Here is a 17909-nt window from a genome sequence, read left to right as displayed (position 1 = left end):
TCGACTCCCCGTCAGATCGGGCCCACGGCGGGGCCGGTTCCTGCCGGCCTCAATGTCGGTCGCCGCGCCCGCGATCTGAGCGGTCTCCGTGCCGCGGCGGGGGTCAGACGTCGAGGAGGCGGGTGCCGTTCGCGGCGGCGTGCTCCTGGTAGATCTTGGCGATCCGGCTGGTCAGCGGGCCGACTGAGCCAGCGCCGATAGTGCGGCCGTCGATGACGGTGACGGCGGCGATCTCGCCCATGGTGCCGGTGCAGAAGACCTCGTCGGCGGTGTACATCTCGGTCAGCGACACGTCCCGGACGACCGCCGGGATGCCGTGCTGGGCCGACAGGTCGAGGACCGTCTGCCGGGTGATGCCCTCGGGACAGGCCGCCGTCGTCGGGGTGACCAGGCCGCCGCCGACCACCGCGAACAGGTGGGTGGCGTTGGTCTCGGCGACGAAGCCACGCTGGTCGAGCATGAGCGCGTCGTCGGCGCCGGCCGCGTTCGCCTCGATCTTGGCGAGGATCGAGTTGATCAGGTTGTTGTGGTGGATCTTCGGGTCGAGCACGTCCGGCGACGGCCGGCGGATGCTCGACGTCGCCAGGGTGAGCCCACCGGTGTCGTAGACCGGCGGCTTGTGCTCGGCCAGCACGATCAGGGTCGGCCCGGCCCGGTTGAGCCGCGGGTCCATGCCGCTGGTCACCTTGACGCCACGGGTGAGCGTGAGCCGGATGTGCACGCCGTCGGTCATCTCGTTGGCCCGCAGCGTCGCCGTGATCGCGTCGATGATCGTGTCGTCGGCGGGGATGTCGGTGAACCCGAGCGCGAGCGCCGACCGCCGCAGCCGTGCCAGGTGCGGAAGGAGACCGAAGATCGCGCCCCGGTACAGGCGCAACCCCTCCCACACGGCGTCGCCGCCCTGGACCACCGAGTCGAACGGGGAGAGTCCGGGCTGGTCACGGTGTACCAGATTCCCATTGACCCAGTAGACGATGTCGGCGTTCCGGGCGTCATACTGCTGCAGCATCGGCCCAGCATAGGCCGCCCCCGAACGAACCCGCGTGGTGACTTGCACCCACCAGCCGACCACAGATCACCACGCGACTGCCAGCACGCGAACGCGTGGCGACTTACGCCCACCGGCGGACCGCACGTCACCACACGACTGCCAGCACGCGAACGCGTGGCAATTTACGCCCGCCGGCGAACCGCACGTCACCACACGACTGCCAGCACGCGAACGCGTGGCGACTTACGCCCACCGGCGGACCGCACGTCACCACGCGAGGTGAGGGTTAAGCGCGACCGCCGGGGACCGAGACCTGACGGCGGGCCAGGTCCTGCAGGATCTCGGTCGTGGCCGACGTGCCGAAACGCGTCACGCCGACGCCGGCCATCGCGATCATCGCGTCCAGGGTCCGGACTCCGCCGGAGGCCTTGACCTGCACCTTCGGGGAGACGGCCGAGCGCATCAGAGCGAGATCGTCGATGGTGGCGCCCTTGGGGGCGAAGCCGGTGGAGGTCTTCACGAAAGCCGCGCCGGCGCGCTCGGCGGCCCAGCAGGCGGCGAGTTTCTGCTCGTCGGTGAGGTACGCCGTCTCGAGGATGACCTTGACGTGGGCGGGACCGGCGGCCTTCACGATGAGGCCGATCTCGTGCTCGACGGCGGCGATGTCGCCGGAGCGCAGCCAGCCGATGTTGAGCACCATGTCGATCTCCTTGGCGCCCTGGTGCACGGCCAGCTCGGTCTCGGAGATCTTGACCGAGGTGGGGGTGTCACCGTGCGGGAAGCCCACGACCGTGCCGACCATGACGTTGGTGCCGCGCAGCAGGTCGACGGCGACGGTGACGTCGCAGGGCCGGACGCAGACCGAGGCCACGTCGTACTTCCTGGCGATCGCGCAGCCTTCGCGCAGGTCTTCCAGGGTGAACTCGGGCCGGAGGATGGAGTGGTCGATCATCTTCGCGATCTGCGGCACGGTGAAGTTCATGACTGGACGGTAGCTGTCTATACAGGTGGTTGTCTAGACAGTCTGAACCTGTCGGTAGGGTGTGCCTCATGTCCGGGGATCCCGATTTCTCGCCGCGCTACTTTCGCATCGAGCAGGCGCTGCGCGCACAGATCGCGAAGTCCCGGCCGCACGACCCGCTGCCGTCCGAGCCCGAGCTCGCCCGCGAGCACGGCGTCAGCCGGATGACCGCCCGCGCAGCCGTGACGCAGCTGGTCAACGACGGTCTCGTCTACCGCGCACCGGGCCGCGGCACGTTCGTCGCGGTCCCCAGCGGCCCGCGCCGCGCCGACCACCTGATCCGGCTCAGCGAGGAGATCCGCAAGCAGGGCAAGCGACCATGGGCCAAGGTCGTCGTCGCCGAGCTGCGACCACCCACCACGCTCGAGGCCACCCGGCTGCGGCTGCGCAAGGGCGATGTCTTCGCCATCCACCGGGTCCGGTTCGCCGACGACGAGCCGATCGCCTTCGAGCGCGCCATGTATCCCGCGACCGTCGGTGACCTGCTCGCCGCCGACCTGTCCCGATCGGTGCACGAGGCGCTGGTCGCGCTCGGCCACACCCCCGTCCACGGCACGTCCACCATCCGCGCCGAGCCGGCCGGCGAGGAGGACGCCCGCGAGCTGGGCGTCCCCGTCGGTTCCGCACTGCTGATCGAGGAACGGCTCATCCTCGACCAGCACGAACGGCCACTCGAACTCAGCGAGTCCCGCTACGCCGGCGACCGCTACCGGCTAGACGTCGCGTTCGGAGTCGAGCCGCTCGTTCAGTAGGGTTTCGTTGAGCAGGTGCAGCGGGGCCGCCCCCACCCCGGCCGCGTCCAGCGCGTCCCAGTACGCGGCCGCATGCTCCGGCGTCACCGGGCCGTGCACCAGCGGCAAGCCCGGCACCGACGCGTGCAGCAGTGACTCCAGCCGGCACGACGCCATCGATCCGGGCAGCTGATGGCGTACATCCGGAAGGCCCTCGGCCACCTCGTGCCGGGTCTCGCCGCACGCCAGCAGGCCACCGCCGACGATCAGCACATCACCCCGGTCACGCATCCGGGCCAGGGCGCGGCCGGTGTCGAAACAGTGCGGGAACGAGTCGTCGACCAGGATCGTCCCCGGCTTCAGCCGGTCCACGTCCAGGGTTCCCGGTCCGCTGCTGGTCGCGGCCACGATCACGTCCGCCCGGTAGACGGCGTCCGGGCTCGTCGCCACCTCGGCGCCCAACGGTCCGGCGAGGGCGGTGAGCCGAGCCGCGGCAGCCGGCAGGTCGCACAGGATCAGCCCGGCCGGGGGCTCGCCGCGGGCCAGCAGCAGGCTCAGCGACGACGTGCCGATCGACCCCATCCCGAGCACCGCCACGACGCAATCGCCCAGCTTGCGGTCCCGGGCGGCCAGGGCCGCGAGAACGGTGCGGACCACGGCGGCTGCGGTCACCGCATGGCCGGTGGTCAGGTTCGTCCCGATGCCGATGTACGGGAGAACGGCCGTTCCGTAGCCGGTGCCGGCCGGGATCATGCCGGCCAGTGAGACGGTCCGGGCCCCGTGTTCCGCCGCCAGATCGACGGCCGCCGCAGTGTGTTCGGCCAGGCCCGGGGCTCCCAGCTCATCGGCGAACCGGGGCAGCGCCACGAACCCGGACCGGCCCAGCCGGGTCTCGGTGATCTCCAGCAGACGCGGGCGGCCGTCGGGGAAGACCAGCCCCCGAACCGTCTCCCGGTCCAGCCGCGGCAGCATCCGCCGGATGTCAGCGGGCAGTCCCGTCCACTGCTCGGGCGCCGGTAGATACCCGACCAGCCCCGCGTCCAGCAGAGTTCCCGCCGCCCCCACACCCGCCGCGATCTGGGACGACTCTTCGCGTGATGGCGTACTCAATTGCTCGAGATCGCTGGCGAGCGCCGCCACCAACCGCGTCAGAAAGGACTGCGAGTGGCGGGAACGCAAAGTCAACCGCAGCCCATCGCCCACCGGGCGGGCCGCCAGCAACACCTCGGTGCCCGGCGGAACGGCCAGCTCGGCGGCGGCGTCGTCCCAGGTCAGCTTGAGTGTCTCCCCCTGCGCCGGCCCGAGCGCGCCGAAGTCCAGATAGGTGAAGAAGTGCTGCCACCCCTGCGGCGCCGTGAACGTCCGGGTCCGAGCCTCCGCGACCGCTGCTGCCACCTCGGCGATCCCGGCGCCGGCCCCCGGCCGGACCGCGACAGCCGTCGCGCAGGGCCCGAAGATCCGCCCGAGGTCCGGAAGCGAGTGATCACGACCGGTCACCGCGACACCGATCACCGGGTCGGGCCGCCCGGACACCGCAGCGAGCGCCCGGTGATACGCCGTCAGCACCGGCACGAACGGCGTCACTCCCGCAGCCAGGGCTTGTTCCCGCAGCCCCACCAAGGTTTCCGCGCCGACCGTGAACCCGGCCGTCACGATCTCCCCGCCGGCGGTCAACGGCCCGCCGTCGTGCGGGGCCACCTCCGGCGTGACATCGTCGAGCACCGCCACGTAGTCACGGAACGTAGACCGCAGAGGCTCCGGCTCGGCCCCGTCATAGACGGCCAGCAGCTCCCGCATGAGAAGCGCCACGCTGTACCCGTCCCCGACGAGATGGTGCGCGTGAACGAGCAGGGCGTGCTCGTCGGCCCCGTACCTGAGCAGCCGCAACCGCACGAGCGGCCACGCCGCCGGATCGAACCGGTGCTCCCGCTCGGACGCCAGCTCCGCATCCAGCGCCTCCGGAGTCGCCGAGTACCCGACGGCCAACGTCACCGGTGACAGCTCCCGTTGCACCGGCGGACGCGCGCCGGCCGGGAAGACGGTCCGCAGCATCGGATGCCGTGCGACCAGCACATCCACCGCCCGCTGGAACCGCTGACGGTCGAGCGGCCCGTGCAGGCGCGGCGCCGCCAGCCAGGTCGAGGCGGTTCCGACCGCGTCGGCCAGCAGGAACCCACGCTGGGTCGGGGTCACCGGAAAATCCCCGCCGGCGGTACGCGCACCCGGCGCCTCCGCCACAGTCGCGTCGATGACCTCGGCGAGTGCGGCGAGCGTACGGTGCCGGTAGGCGACCGTCGGCCGCGGCAGCACCGGCCGATGCTCACCGAGACTCGCGAACAGCTCCAGCACCCCGATCGAGTCGCCGCCCAGCGCGAAGAAGTCGTCGTCGCGCCGGACCGCCGGCAGCCGCAGCTGCCGCGCCCAGAGTTCCGCCAGCAGCCGCTCGGTCGGCGTGACAGGCTGACCACCGCCCCGCAGCGAGCCGCCACCCGGCGGCGATCCGCCACCCGAGAGCGAGCCCTCACCCCGCAGCGAGGCCCGGTCGATCTTCCCCGTGGCGGTCAGCGGCAGCTCCCCCGCCAGCACGATGCGCCCCGGCACCAGATAGTCCGGAAGCAGCGCCGACAGGTGGGCCCGCAGCGTGGCGGCGTCTGCCGAGGACGACTGCACCCGGGCCACGAGCCGCCCGTCCTCGACCGCCACGACGGCCCGCTCGACGCCCGGATGCTGCCGCAGCACCGCCTCGATCTCGCCCGGCTCGATCCGGTACCCGTACAGTTTCACCTGGTCGTCGGCGCGCCCGCGGAACCACAGCAGCCCGTCGGCATCCCGCACGCCCAGGTCGCCGCTGCGATACCAGCGCCGCCCGTCGCGTTCCACGAACGCCACCGCGGTTTGCGCCGGGTCGTCGAGGTAATCGTCGGCCAGCCCGCGGCCACCGATCCAGATCTCGCCGACGTCACCGTCGGCACACCGGCGCCCGTCAGCATCGACGACCTCGACGACCGCCCCGCCCACCGGCCGGCCGATCGGCAGACGGGTCACGCCGTCGGCCGGCCGCTCGGTGATCGCATGCCACGTCGCGTTGATCGTCGTCTCGGTCGGCCCGTACAGATTGGTGATCCTCTGATCCGGCCCGAACAGATCGAACCAGCGCCGCACGTGTGCCGGGGACAGTTCCTCACCGCCGACATGCACCCAGCGCAGCGACAGTGCGGGCCGGGTCTTCTCCGCGGCGGTCAGCAGCCGCTCCCACAGCGTCGGCACCGAGCTCCACACCGTCACCCGGTCACGGGCCAGCCGTTCGAGCAGCAGTTCCGGATCGCGAACCGTGTCCCGGTCCCAGGCGACCACCGTCGCACCGACGAGCAACGGCGCCAGCAGCTGCCGTACCGAAGCATCGAAGCAGATGGAGGCGGTCTGCGCGAGCCGATCGCCGGCCCGGTAGGCGAACGCCGAGATCGCCCAGTCCAGGTAGCCGGACATCGCCCGATGGCTGACCGGCACGCCCTTGGGCCGCCCGGTCGAACCCGAGGTGAAGATGACGTACGCCGTGTCGTCGCTCGTCACCGCCGTGATCGGCCCCGGATCGGGACCGTCCGCGGACCTCTGCACGATGCCGAACCCACGCCGGGCCAGGCCCTCCGCCACTCCCCGCGTCCCCTCGTCGCAGACGACGACCGACGCCCCGGCACGGGTGAGCAGCCCGGCCAGCCGCGCCGGCGGATGCGCCGCGTCCATCGGCACCCAGGCCGCCCCCGCCTTCAGAATGCCGAGCACGCCGATCACCGAGTCGGCTCCGGGGCTGGTCAGCAGCCCGATCCGTGCCGTACCGGCCGCGAGCCGCCCCGCGAGCCGCCCCGCGAGCCGATCGGACGCGAGATCCAGTTCCCGGTAGCTGAGCGGTGCGCCGTCGGTCAGGACCGCGATCCCGTCGGGCGTACGCCGGCACTGCTCCCGAATCCGCTCGACGACGCTCCCCGGCTCGGGAGAACTCACGGCCAGAGCGGTGATCTCCGCCAGGTGCTCGGCGGCCAGACGCTCGACGGTCTCCGGCCGGAACAGCGCCTCCGGATAGTTCCAGGAGAAGTGCAGCGTGCCGTGCGCCTCGAAGCAGACCAGGCCCAGCCGGGTCGCCGCGGTCGCCGTACCCGCCGTCGTGGCCAGCACGTTCGCCCCGCTCCGCCCCGCGCCAGGGAACCGCGCGAAGCTGAAACTCGCCGGACTGGCCGTCCGCGGGCCCGTCCCGTCGGCCGCCAGCATCCGCGCGAGATCCACGGTGGAGACCGAACCGTGCCGCTCGGCCGTCAGCCACCGTTCCCGCAGCCGCTCGGCCAGCGCCGCCGCCGGCTCACCGGCACGCGTCTCGACCAGCACCGGAAGCGTGTCCGCGAACGGGCCGACGATCCGGTCCACCCCCGGCAGCCGCGCGGTGCGACCGGCCCTGGCCACCGAGACCGGGACCGCGTCCTGCCCGGTCCAGCGTGCGAGACACCGTACATATCCGGCCAGAAGTAAATGAAAGACCGAAACCCCGGCGGCCCTCGCGGTCGCCGTCAGCCTCTCGCTGATCCCCTTCTCCAAAACCCTCTGATGTACGGCGTACGGCGCCTTCGGCTCGTCATCGGCATCCCCGTCGTACGGCAGACGCAGCCGCGGATACCCGGCGAGGGTCGTCCGCCAGTGATCGACATCGGCCACCGCCGCCCCAGGCCGGATGGCCTCATGCTCCACGAACGTCCGTTCCGGAGCCGCGGCCGGCTCGGCACCGTCGTAGATCGCCCACAGCTCGTCCCCGAGGATCGCCAGGCTGTACCCGTCGGCGGCCGCATGGTGCGCCACCACGATCAGATGCGCGAGCTCCGCGCCCACCACGACGAGAACCGCCCGCACAGGCCCTTCCCGCTCCAGATCGAAAACCCGATTCCGCAGTTCCCGATCCAGCCCTTCGATCGGCACCCCGGAACCCGCCTCGGATCCGGCCGGCGTGGGGTGTTCGACGACGGTGAACCAGTCGGGCTGGCCGGTCGCGGGCGGGACGAAGTACTGACCCTCGGAACCGATACGCAGGCGCAGCATCGGATGGCGGCGCTCCAGCTCGGCGAACGCGGCGGCCAGCCGGCCGGTGTCGACCGGACCGGCCAGCGTCTGCCGCACGTAGGCGTAGGCGGGCACCTCCGGATAGAGCCGCCCGGTCGTCACGAACGCCCGCTGGACAGGACTGAGCGGGAACACGGTCCGCTCCGATCCCCCGAGATGTCCGGCCAGCTCACCGATCGTCCGGTGCTCGAAGAACAGGGTCGTCGACAGCGTCCGGCCGAGCCGTCGTTCCAGTTCCTTGACCAGGTCGACAGCGGTCAGTGAGTCCAGGCCCAGCGTCAGGAACGGCTCGTCGACCCCGATCGAGTCCGCGTCCCGTTCCAGCGGACCGGCGAGCAGCTCCCGGACCAGGGCGACGAGCGCATCGCGGGCCGCACCGGACGTCACCGCTTCCCGCGCGCCGGCAACAGGCGCCACCTCCTCCCTCGCGCCGGCGACAGCGGCCACCGGCGCGGAGATCGGCTCCGGCGGGCCGGCGGTACCCGACGCCGGTGGTGTGACCAGGACCTGGGCGACGCCGAGGGCGGCGGCGGCCCACAACGTCTCGGGAACCCGCTCGATCGGCATCGAGCCCCCCGGCCGCCGGGCCACGCCGTGGGCAGCGGCGAGACCGCCACCGGTGAGTGCGGGCAGGTTGACCGCCACGAACGGGCGGCCGGCTGCCCGCTCCGCCGCGGCGAACGAGTCCAGGAACAGGTTGGCGGCCACGTAGTCACCGACCGCACCGGCCAGGCCGGGCAGTACCGACGAGACCGACGACAGCGCCACGACCAGCGGACGCCGTTCGCCGAGCGCACGGGTGAGCAGGAGCGTCCCGCGTACCTTGGCGGCCAGCCCGGCGGACATCTCCGGGACGGTACGGGCACGCAGACTGCCCGGGCTCACCGTTCCGGCGGCCTGGATCACCACGTCGAAGTCACGGCCGGCCACGAGTGCGGCGACCTCCTCGGGAACGGTGATGTCCGCCGCCCGGTACTCGGCGATGGCACCGAGCCGACGCAGCTCGTCGAGGAGCGCGGCGGGTTCGGCGGAGCGCCCGGCCAGCAGCAGACGCGGCCGGCCGCGACGGGCCAGATGGCGTGCGACCGCGGCACCGACCGCCCCGGCACCGCCGACGATCAGATAGTCACCGTCCGGCGGCGGACTCCCGGTCGGCGGGCCGCCCGCGGCATCTATCGGCGCGAACGAACGGGTCAGCCGCCGCCCGTCACGCCAGGCGACGATCTGGGCGGGCCCGGCCGGCGGCGGTGAGGTGGACTCCCGCTCGACGGCGGCGCGGCGAGCATCTTCCGGGTCGGCGGAACAGAGGTCGACGATACGTACGCCCGCCCGGGGGTTCTCATCGGCGAAAGCCATCGCCAGCCCCGCCCAGACGGCATGTCCGGCGTCGGGCCGCTCCCGACCGGTCGCATACAGATCCCGCGTGATCACCAGCAGATGCCCGTCCACCGGCGCCGATCTGATCGCCGTGAGCGCCTCGGCGGCGTCCGCCGATCCGGCGACCAGCACCGTCACCCCCGCCGCCGCCCCGTCGAAAGCGGCCACCGGTGACTCGGTCCACACCGGCTGGGAGAAGCTCGGACCGGGCCGGTCGACGGAAGCCGGCGCGGACGACTCGGCGGCGGAAGGCGCAGCCGGGTCGGTGATCCAGTAACGGCGGCGCTGGAACGGGTAGGTGGGGAGTGCGACCCGGCGGGTCCCGGCGTCGAGAGCGGTGCGGTCGAGCGGCATCCCGCGGACCCACAGCTCTCCGGCCGTCGACAGCAGGGCCGCGGCGTCACGGCCGGCGTACAGGACCGGCGTTCCCCGTACCAGAGAAGAAAGGGTGACCGCGCCGCCCACCTCGACCATCGTGTCGAAACCGGCCGCGCGCAGCCGGTCGGTGGCCGCCGCGAACCGGACCGGACGCGTCGCGTGCGCCGCCAGATAGTCGCCGTCGAAGGACGGATCCCACTCCCCCGTGACCGTGCTGATCTGCGGAATCGTCCCCGTACGCGCGGGCGGCGCCAGGCGGGCGAGAGCCTCGGCGACCGGCGCCATCGACTGCGAGTGGAACCCGTGCGAGACCGCGAGCCGGCGAGTGACCACCCCGCGCCCGGCCAGCAACGCCACCGCCTCGTCGATCGCCGCATGCGGGCCGGCCAGCACCACGCGGCCGGCGGCGTTCTCGGCCGCGATGACCACGCCGTCCGCGGTGAGCCGGCCGGCACCGCGTGCCGAGAGGATCGAGGTCACGTCGGCCGCGGACGCCGCGACGGCGAGCATGGCACCGGGGGCGGCGAGCGCCGCGGTGAGGCGGCCACGTTCGACGGCCAGCAGCACGGCCTCCACCGCGGTCAGGCGGCCCGCGGTGACGGCGGCGGCGAACTCACCGACGCTGTGGCCGGCGACCGCCTCCGGCCGGACACCGTAGGCGGCCAGCTGTGCGGCCTGTGCCACGGCGAACGCGACCACCAGCGGCTGCGTCACCTCGGTGCGGGCAAGATCGGACACTGGGACGTCAGGGTCGGTGCACCATCCGACCAGCGTGCGGCCGCCGACCGGCCCGGCCGCCGCCGAGACCTCGTCCAGCACGGCGCGGAAGACCGGAGCCGTGGCGTAGAGCTGCGCCCCTTGCCCGGGCCGCTGCGTGCCCTGCCCGCCGAACAGGAACGCCACCCGCGCGGGCCGGCCGAGCGGCAAACCGGCCTCGGCCGCATCCAGCCGCAGCAAAAGATCAGAACCGGTCAAGAGCGCGATGCGGTACGGGCCATCGTCGCGCGCCGCCGCCGCGGTGGCACACACGTCCGCCATCCGGAGCCCGGGATGCGCCCGCAGGTGGGCAGCCAGGTCGCGGGCCGCCGCCACGAGCCCTTCCGCCGACCGGGCCGAGAGTGTCAGCAGGTGCGCCCGATCATCGTGCCCGGTGCTCGCGGCGGGAACGGCTGGGGCACCGGGAACAGCCGGCGCGGCGGCCAGGATGACGTGGGCGTTGGTGCCGCCGAAGCCGAACCCGTTGACCCCGGCGACCAGCGGCCCGCTCCACGGCCGCCGCTCGGTCACCACCTCGAACCCGGCGCCCGTCAGGTCGAACCGCGCTGACGGACGCCCGTAGTGCAGCGACGGCGGCAGTTCCCGATGCTGCAACGCCAGCACGACCTTCACCAGCGCGGGAAGGCCGGCCACGTTCAGCAGATGGCCGATGTTCGTCTTCACCGAACCGAGCAGACGCGAACGACCGTCCGGCCGCGGCGGGAACGCGTAGGCCAGCGACCGCGCCTCGATCGGATCGCCGACCGCGGTGCCGGTACCGTGGGCCTCCACATAGGTGACGTCCGCCGGGTCGACACCGCTGCTGCGGTACGCGTCGGCGATCACCTCGCGCTGAAGCAGCGGATTCGGGGCCATCAGGCTGAGCGACCGGCCGTCGTTGTTGACCGCCGTACCCCGGACCACAGCCAGCACCGGCTCGTCACCGGCGTCGGCGAGCCGCATCAGCACGAGAGCGGCGCCGCCCTCCCCCGGCACGAATCCGTCCGCGTCCGCCGAGAACGCCCGGGACCGGCCGGTCGGCGACAGCGCCTGCGCGGCACCGAGAAGCGACTCACCCGTCGCCGTCAGGTTGAGGCTGACCCCGCCCACGACGGCGATGTCGCAGTCCCCGGCTTCCAGGCTCACGCGTGCCAGATGCAGGGCCACCAGCGCGGACGAGCACGCGGTGTCGACGGCGATCGCCGGGCCGCGCAGGTCCAGCACGTGGGCCACCCGTGCGGCGATCAGATTCCGGAGCCCGCCGGTGAGAGCGTGAGTCCCACCTCCGGCCCCGTCGGTCAGCTCGCGGTAGGCGCTCTCACCCACCGCCGCGAACACGCCGATACGGCGGCCCCTACGGCGCGGACCGGCGAATCCCGCCCGCTCGAGGGCCTCGTGGGCGAGTTCCAGGAAGATCCGGGCGTGCGGATCGAGGAGCCGGGCCTCCTCCTCCCCGATTCCGAAACATCCGGCATCGAAAGCAGCCGGGTCCGCGAGGAAGGCCCCGTGCCCGCCACCGGGCCATCGGGTGACCGGCGTGACGCTGTCCCGTCCGGCCAGCAGGTTGTCCCAGAACTCCTCCGGGCTGTCCGCCTCCGGAAACCGGCAGGCCATCCCGATCACGGCGAGTCCCCCGCGACCTCGGACATCGTCGGGCTCGGCCACCGGGCTGACCGCCGGCACCGCCGCGTCGTTGTCCGCAGCCGGCACGTCTCGGCCGGCGGTGCCGGGCTCGACCGCGGGCGCCATTGCCGGCGTCCGCACATCGGTGCCGTTCCCGGCGGCCAGCAGCCGGTCGGCGAGAGCGGGAACGGTCGCGCAATCCCGCAACAGAACCGGATCGAGCGTACGGCCGAACGCGTCCTCCAGCCCCGCCAGCACCTCCATCGCCTTCAGCGACGATCCCCCGATCGCCAGGAACCGATCCTCCGGCCCGATCCCCGCCGCCTCCACACCCAGAACTCGAGCCCAAACTTCGCGCACAACCCGTTCCGCCTCGTCCCGCCCGAGCGGCCCACCACCCCCCAGCTGGGCCCCACCGCTGTTTCCCGCGCCCGGAGACAGCGGTACGACACAGCCGGGAAGATCCGGCTGGGCCTCACCGCTGTCTCCGGCGGGCTGAGACACCGGTACGGCACAGCCGGAAGGATCGGGCTCTGTCAGGCGGTCGCGGAGGGGCTGGCGGCGCAGTTTGCCACTGGTGGTTCGGGTGAAGGCGCCGGTGGGGACGACCTCGACACGGACGTCGTCGTGGGCCAGGGCCTCGGCTACCCGGGAGCGGACCAGCTCGGGCAGGGTCGCCGGGGCGGGACGGACTGCCGGGGCGGCGATGAAGACGGCGACGCGTTCGCGGCCGTCGGTGGGGTCGGTGGCGCCGACCACGGCTATCGGGCCGGGGGCCAGGCCGGGGGTGGCGGCGGCCACCTCCTCCAGGTCGGCGGCGTGGAAGTTGCGGCCGTTGACGAACAGGACGTCCTTGTGCCGGCCGGTCACGCAGAGACGGCCGGAGCGGAGGAAACCGACGTCCCCTGTTCGCAGCCACTCGCCGTCCATGGCGGCGGCCGTGGCGGCGGGGTCACGGTGGTAGCCGCGCGTGACATTGGGGCCGCGCACCTGAAGGTGTCCGACCAGGCCGTCCTCCAGCACCGCGCCGGACTCGTCGACGACGCGCAGCTCGCAGCCGGGCACCGGATATCCGACGTCCATGACCAGGACCACGGACGGCTCAGCCGCAGCCGTGCCGGGAACAGACGCGGGCGTGGAGACCGGAGCGGGGGCAGGAACAGGGCCCGGGGGTACGGGGAGGGCCACGCCTCGGGAGAGGGCTGTGCGGCTCAGGCGCAGGGGGATGGCCGGCTCGCCGAGAGGGGGGCAGGACACCGCGACGGTGGCCTCGGCCAGACCGTAGACCGGCTGCATCGCTCCGGGTGCCAGGCCGGCCCGGCGCAGACGGGTCTCGAAGGTGCGCCAGACCGACGGGGAGATGGGTTCGGCGCCGACCATCAGGAGGCGGACCGTGCTCAGGTCCAGCTCGTCGAGCACCTCGTCGGGGACTCGGCGGTTGACCAGGGCCAGGGCGAAGTTGGCGGCGGACAGCACGGTGGCGCGGTGGCGGGCGGCGGTCCGCAGCCACGTCTCGGGCCGTTTGGCGAAGGCCAGAGGGCTGATCCGGACCTGGCGGCACCGGCTGTACAGCGGCGCCAGGTGGGTGCCGATCAGGCCCATGTCATGGAAGTACGGCATCCAGGTGACCACCACGTCGGCGGGGGTCAGGGCTCCGGTGCGGGCGGCCTGCTCCAGGTTGGCGACGACGTTGGCGTGGGTCAGCTCCACACCCTTGGGCGTCCCGGTGCTGCCGGAGGAGAACTGCAGGAATGCGAGGTCGTCTGGGCGTACCGGATGAGGGTTTTGCAGGGGAAACGCGGACCGGAGGTCGCGGGGGGACAGCAGGGTGCCGCCGGGCGTCGCGCTGTCGCCCGCGAAGGGCGGTCCGCCCAGGTGGTGGTGGACGGCGGCGAGGCGGCGCGGTTCGGGCGGCAGAGGCACCGGTACGGCGCCGGCCATGATCGCGCCCCAGAAGAGGCCGAGGAAGTCGGCGCTGTCGTCGGCGACCACGAGCAGCGGATCGCCGGGGCGCAGGCCCGCCTCGCGGAGGCCGCCGCCGATGCGCAGCGCGTCGGCCAGTAATTCGGCGTGGCTGGTGAAGGCTTGGCCGGTGAAACGGCCGGCCTCGCCGACGTGCACCACGCCCTGACCCGGTGCGATGGTCGCGGCCCTGGTCAGCACATCGGTCAGCGTCATGATCATGACCCTATCGACGGCCGCAAGCCTCAGATCGTCACGCGGACGTCCGATCGGAGTGATGTGCCGGATTGGATGTTTCTGCTGGCCAACGTCATCATCATGGTTGCGTACACGGCGATCATGGTGTCGATCGTGGTGCCCGTCCACCGGGCCGGTCAGATGTGGTCCAACAAGCTCGCCACCGCGACCGCGATGATCTTCTTCAGCTGCGCGGTGGGGCACGGCTTTCACGCGGTGATGGGGTACCGGACGCTGGCGACGTTTCCCGGTCACCATCCGCATCCCGGCGGCCTGGGCTGGTCGTGGGGGTCGGCGATCTGGGACGCGTGCACCGCCGCGGTGGGCGTCTACTACTGGAGCCTCCGGCGCGGGTACGGGGTGCTGCTGCAGAAGGGTGCGATCTACGTCGACCCGTGGGGGCAGATGCGCCTGGAACAGGCGGATGCCCGTGAGCGGGCGGCCCGCGACCTGGCCGAGGCGCATCAGGCGACCCTCGCGACGATCGTCGAGGACAGCGCCGACGCGATCATCGGGCTCACCCCGGACGGGACGATCAACGCGTGGAACGGCGGCGCGGAGCGGATCTTCGGCTACACGGCCGCGGAGGTGCTGGCCCGCCCGGCCACGGTGCTCGCCGACGAGGTCGGCGCCGGGCAGCAGGCGGACATGCTGACGCGGATGCGGGCCGGGGAGGGCAGCTTCTCGTACGAGGGCCGGCGGATCCGCAAGGACGGCAGGCCGATCGAGGTGGCGTTCACCGTCACGCCCGTCACCGACGCGGGCGGCACGGTGATCGGGGTGTCGGTGATCGGCCGGGACGTGTCCGCGGCCAAGGAGGCGGCCGAGCGGCAGCGGGCCGTGCAGGAGCGCAGCGACCAGGCCAAACGCATGGAGAGCCTGGGCAACCTGGCCGGTGGGGTGGCGCACGACTTCAACAACATCCTGGCGATCATCGCGAACTACACCGACTTCGTGATCGACGAGACGCGGGACCGGCCGGACGTGCAGGCCGACCTGGCGCACGTGCGGACCGCGGTGGAGCGGGCCACCAGCCTGACCCGCCAGCTGCTGACCTTCACCCGCGGTGACGCCATCCAGCTGCGCGACGTCGACCTGAACGCGGCGATCGCCGAGGTGCACGCGGTGCTGGAACGCACGATCGGTGAGCACATCACGCTGATCGCGGTACCGGCTCCGACGCCGCTGACCGTGCACGCCGACCCCGGGCAGATCCACCAGATCCTGCTGAACCTGGCGATCAACGCACGGGACGCGATGCCGGACGGCGGCACCATCGTGCTGGAGGCCAACGTGGCCACGCTCGACGGCGACGAGCTGAACATGCAGCCACCGCTGCCGGCCGGAACGTACGCCCGCCTGCTGGTCAGCGACACCGGCGAGGGCATGACAGCGGAGACCGCGGCACGGATCTTCGAGCCGTTCTTCACCACGAAACCGCGCGGGAGCGGCACCGGGCTGGGCCTGGCCACCGTCTACGGCATCGTCGCGGAGTCGAACGGCAGCATCAACGTCTACTCCGAGCTGGGGGTGGGCACCACGTTCCGGATCTACCTGCCGATCGCGGCCACGTCACGGAGCACCGCCGTGGTGCACCGGTCCGGCAGCCCGCCGCGCGGGGACGGGCGGACCGTGCTGGTGGTCGAGGACGAGGTGGCACTGGCCCGGATCATCACCCGGATCCTGACCGGCGGGGGCTATCACGTCCGTACCGCGGGCAACGGCGCCGAGGCGCTGCGGACGTTCCACGAGTACGGCTGTGACCTGCTGCTCACCGACGTGATCATGCCGGAGATGACCGGCCCGAAACTGGCCGCGCTGATCCTGCGGGAACGGCCCGACCTGCCGGTGCTGTACATGTCCGGCTACAGCAACGGGCTGCTCGGCACCACACACGTGCTCGACGACGGAATCGCCTTCATCGAGAAGCCGTTCACCGGTGACGACCTGCTGCACAAGGTGTTCGCGACGATGCCGCATGACATCTGTCATGGCTGATCGCTGACGGCGACGACTGCCCCCGCCGATCGATCTCGCGAACCATTGAGGCATGAGCACAGAGACGATCGAGGTCGGCGGGCTTCGCCAGCGGTACGGGGACTTCGAGGCCGTACGCGGCATCGACTTCACCGTCCCGCGCGGTGGACTGTTCGCCCTGCTGGGCACGAACGGCGCCGGGAAGACGACGACCATGGAGGTCCTCGAGGGGTTCCGTCCGGCGGCGTCGGGGACGGTCCGCCTGCTCGGCGCCGACCCGTACCGGGACCGGAAAGCGCTGCGGCCCCGCGTCGGGATCATGCTCCAGGAGAGCGGCCTGCTCGGTGACCTGACCGTGGCCGAGACCGTCGACCTGTGGCGCGACCTGCACAAGAACCCGATCGCGAAGGATGAGGCCCTCAAGAAGGTCGACCTCGCCGACAAGTCGGACACCCGGGTACGGCAGCTGTCCGGCGGCCAGAAGCGCCGCCTCGACCTGGCGCTCGCCGTCGTCGGCCGGCCCGAGGTGCTGTTCCTCGACGAGCCCACCACCGGGATGGACCCGGAGGCGCGCATCGCCACCTGGCGGCTGATCCAGGAGCTGGTGGCCGGCGGCACGACCGTGCTGCTCACCACCCACTACCTGGAGGAGGCGGAACGTCTCGCCGACCGGATCGCGATCATGCACCGGGGCGAGATCCGGATCGCGGGGACCGTACCGGAGGTGGTCGCCGGTCACGGCGACCGGATCGCCTTCCGCGTCCCGGCGAACACCCCGATCGACACGCTGCCCCGCATCGGCGGGACGGCCCCAGAGATCGCCGTCGCCGACGGCCTGCCCACCGCCCGCTACACGGTGACCGGCGGCGAGCCGGACGGCCGCGCCCACCTCGCCGTCGCCCAACTGCTGACCTGGGCCTCCGATTGCCGGATCACGCTGGACCGCCTGTCGGTCCGGCCCGCCTCCCTCGAAGACGTGTTCCTGAGCATCGTGGAGAACCAGTGAAGACCGACCTCGCACACATCTACCGCCTGGCCCGGCTCGACCTGGCGCTGATCTTCCGGAACCGGTCCGCGTTCACCAACGCCGTCCTGGTGCCCCTGCTGGTCGCCACGCTCGTGACCTTCTCGATCCGGGATCAGGGCACCGCCGCCGACCTCGCCTACATCGCAACCGGGCAGATCGCCATGCTCGTGGTGTTCGCGCCGCTGGTCAACCTGGCCGGCTTCTACACCTCCCGCCGCGAGGAACTGGTCCTCAAACGGCTGCTCGGCGGGCCGGCCTCGGCGACCGCGATCCTCGGCGGCAGCGCGGCCGGCGCGACCTTCATCTACCTGGTCCAGGTGGTGGGCGTCTCGGCGGCCTTCGTCGCCCTCGGCGTGGGCGTCCCCGGCAACCCGCTGCTGGTGCTGATCGCGGCGCTGGGCGGAGCGGCCGTGTTCACGCTGCTGTCGATGGTCATCTCCGGGCTCAGCTCGTCGGGTGAGATCGCCCAGCTGGCGACCGTACCGGTGATGCTGGCCTGCCTCATGCTGTCGCCGGTGATCATGCCGGCCGGCGCGTTCCCCGACTGGCTGGACCGGATCGTCGATCTCCTGCCGATGACGCCGATCGTCGACCTGGTCCGGGCCGGGTACGGCAGCGCCTTCCAGTGGTCGTCACTCGGACTCCTGGCGGCGTGGATCGTGGTGGCGGCGGTTCTGGCCCGGCGGTTCTTCCGCTGGGACCCGCGGCGCGGCTGAGCACTAGGGTGAC

7 protein-coding genes are annotated in these 17909 nt (G+C 72.3%); 4 read left to right on the top strand and 3 right to left on the bottom strand.

Features of this window, described 5'->3' with window-relative positions:
- Window positions 1–103: 103 nt before the first annotated feature.
- Entirely contained in the window at window positions 104–1009 is a 906-nt protein-coding gene (locus CLV67_RS23435; protein ID WP_106321831.1) for an aminotransferase class IV, read from the bottom strand.
- 268 nt (window positions 1010–1277) lie between these two features.
- Window positions 1278–1973 (bottom strand): deoxyribose-phosphate aldolase, encoded by a 696-nt coding sequence (gene deoC / locus CLV67_RS23430; protein ID WP_106321829.1) that lies wholly within the window; start codon window positions 1971–1973, stop codon window positions 1278–1280.
- A 68-nt stretch (window positions 1974–2041) separates the two neighbouring features.
- On the opposite strand from deoC, the gene CLV67_RS23425 reads away from it, so the two are divergent.
- The gene (locus CLV67_RS23425) at window positions 2042–2764 is read left to right on the top strand and encodes a GntR family transcriptional regulator (protein ID WP_106322042.1); all 723 of its coding nucleotides are present in this window, start codon (window positions 2042–2044) and stop codon (window positions 2762–2764) included.
- On the opposite strand, the gene CLV67_RS23420 is transcribed toward CLV67_RS23425, so the two are convergent.
- Window positions 2726–14155, bottom strand: coding sequence for a non-ribosomal peptide synthetase/type I polyketide synthase (locus CLV67_RS23420; RefSeq protein WP_203737211.1), 11430 nt, complete (start codon window positions 14153–14155; stop codon window positions 2726–2728). The genes CLV67_RS23425 and CLV67_RS23420 overlap by 39 nt on opposite strands.
- 102 nt (window positions 14156–14257) lie before the next feature.
- On the opposite strand from CLV67_RS23420, the gene CLV67_RS23415 reads away from it, so the two are divergent.
- Genes CLV67_RS23415 through CLV67_RS23405 form a run of 3 tightly spaced genes read left to right on the top strand, consistent with a single transcriptional unit; the run spans window position 14258 to window position 17896 of the window.
- Window positions 14258–16174, top strand: coding sequence for a hybrid sensor histidine kinase/response regulator (locus CLV67_RS23415; protein WP_239166465.1), 1917 nt, complete (start codon window positions 14258–14260; stop codon window positions 16172–16174).
- 52 nt (window positions 16175–16226) lie between these two features.
- Window positions 16227–17159 (top strand): ABC transporter ATP-binding protein, encoded by a 933-nt coding sequence (locus CLV67_RS23410; protein ID WP_106321823.1) that lies wholly within the window; start codon window positions 16227–16229, stop codon window positions 17157–17159.
- On the top strand, window positions 17156–17896 hold the full coding sequence (locus CLV67_RS23405) for an ABC transporter permease (RefSeq protein ID WP_170153965.1): 741 nt from the start codon (window positions 17156–17158) through the stop codon (window positions 17894–17896). Before CLV67_RS23410 ends, CLV67_RS23405 begins: the two co-directional genes overlap by 4 nt.
- Window positions 17897–17909 lie beyond the last annotated feature (13 nt).

Source organism: Actinoplanes italicus (genome assembly GCF_003001815.1).
Lineage (GTDB): Bacteria > Actinomycetota > Actinomycetes > Mycobacteriales > Micromonosporaceae > Actinoplanes > Actinoplanes italicus.
The sequence above is the reverse complement of the archived record's forward strand: the minus strand, read 5'-3'. Positions and strand labels throughout refer to the sequence as shown.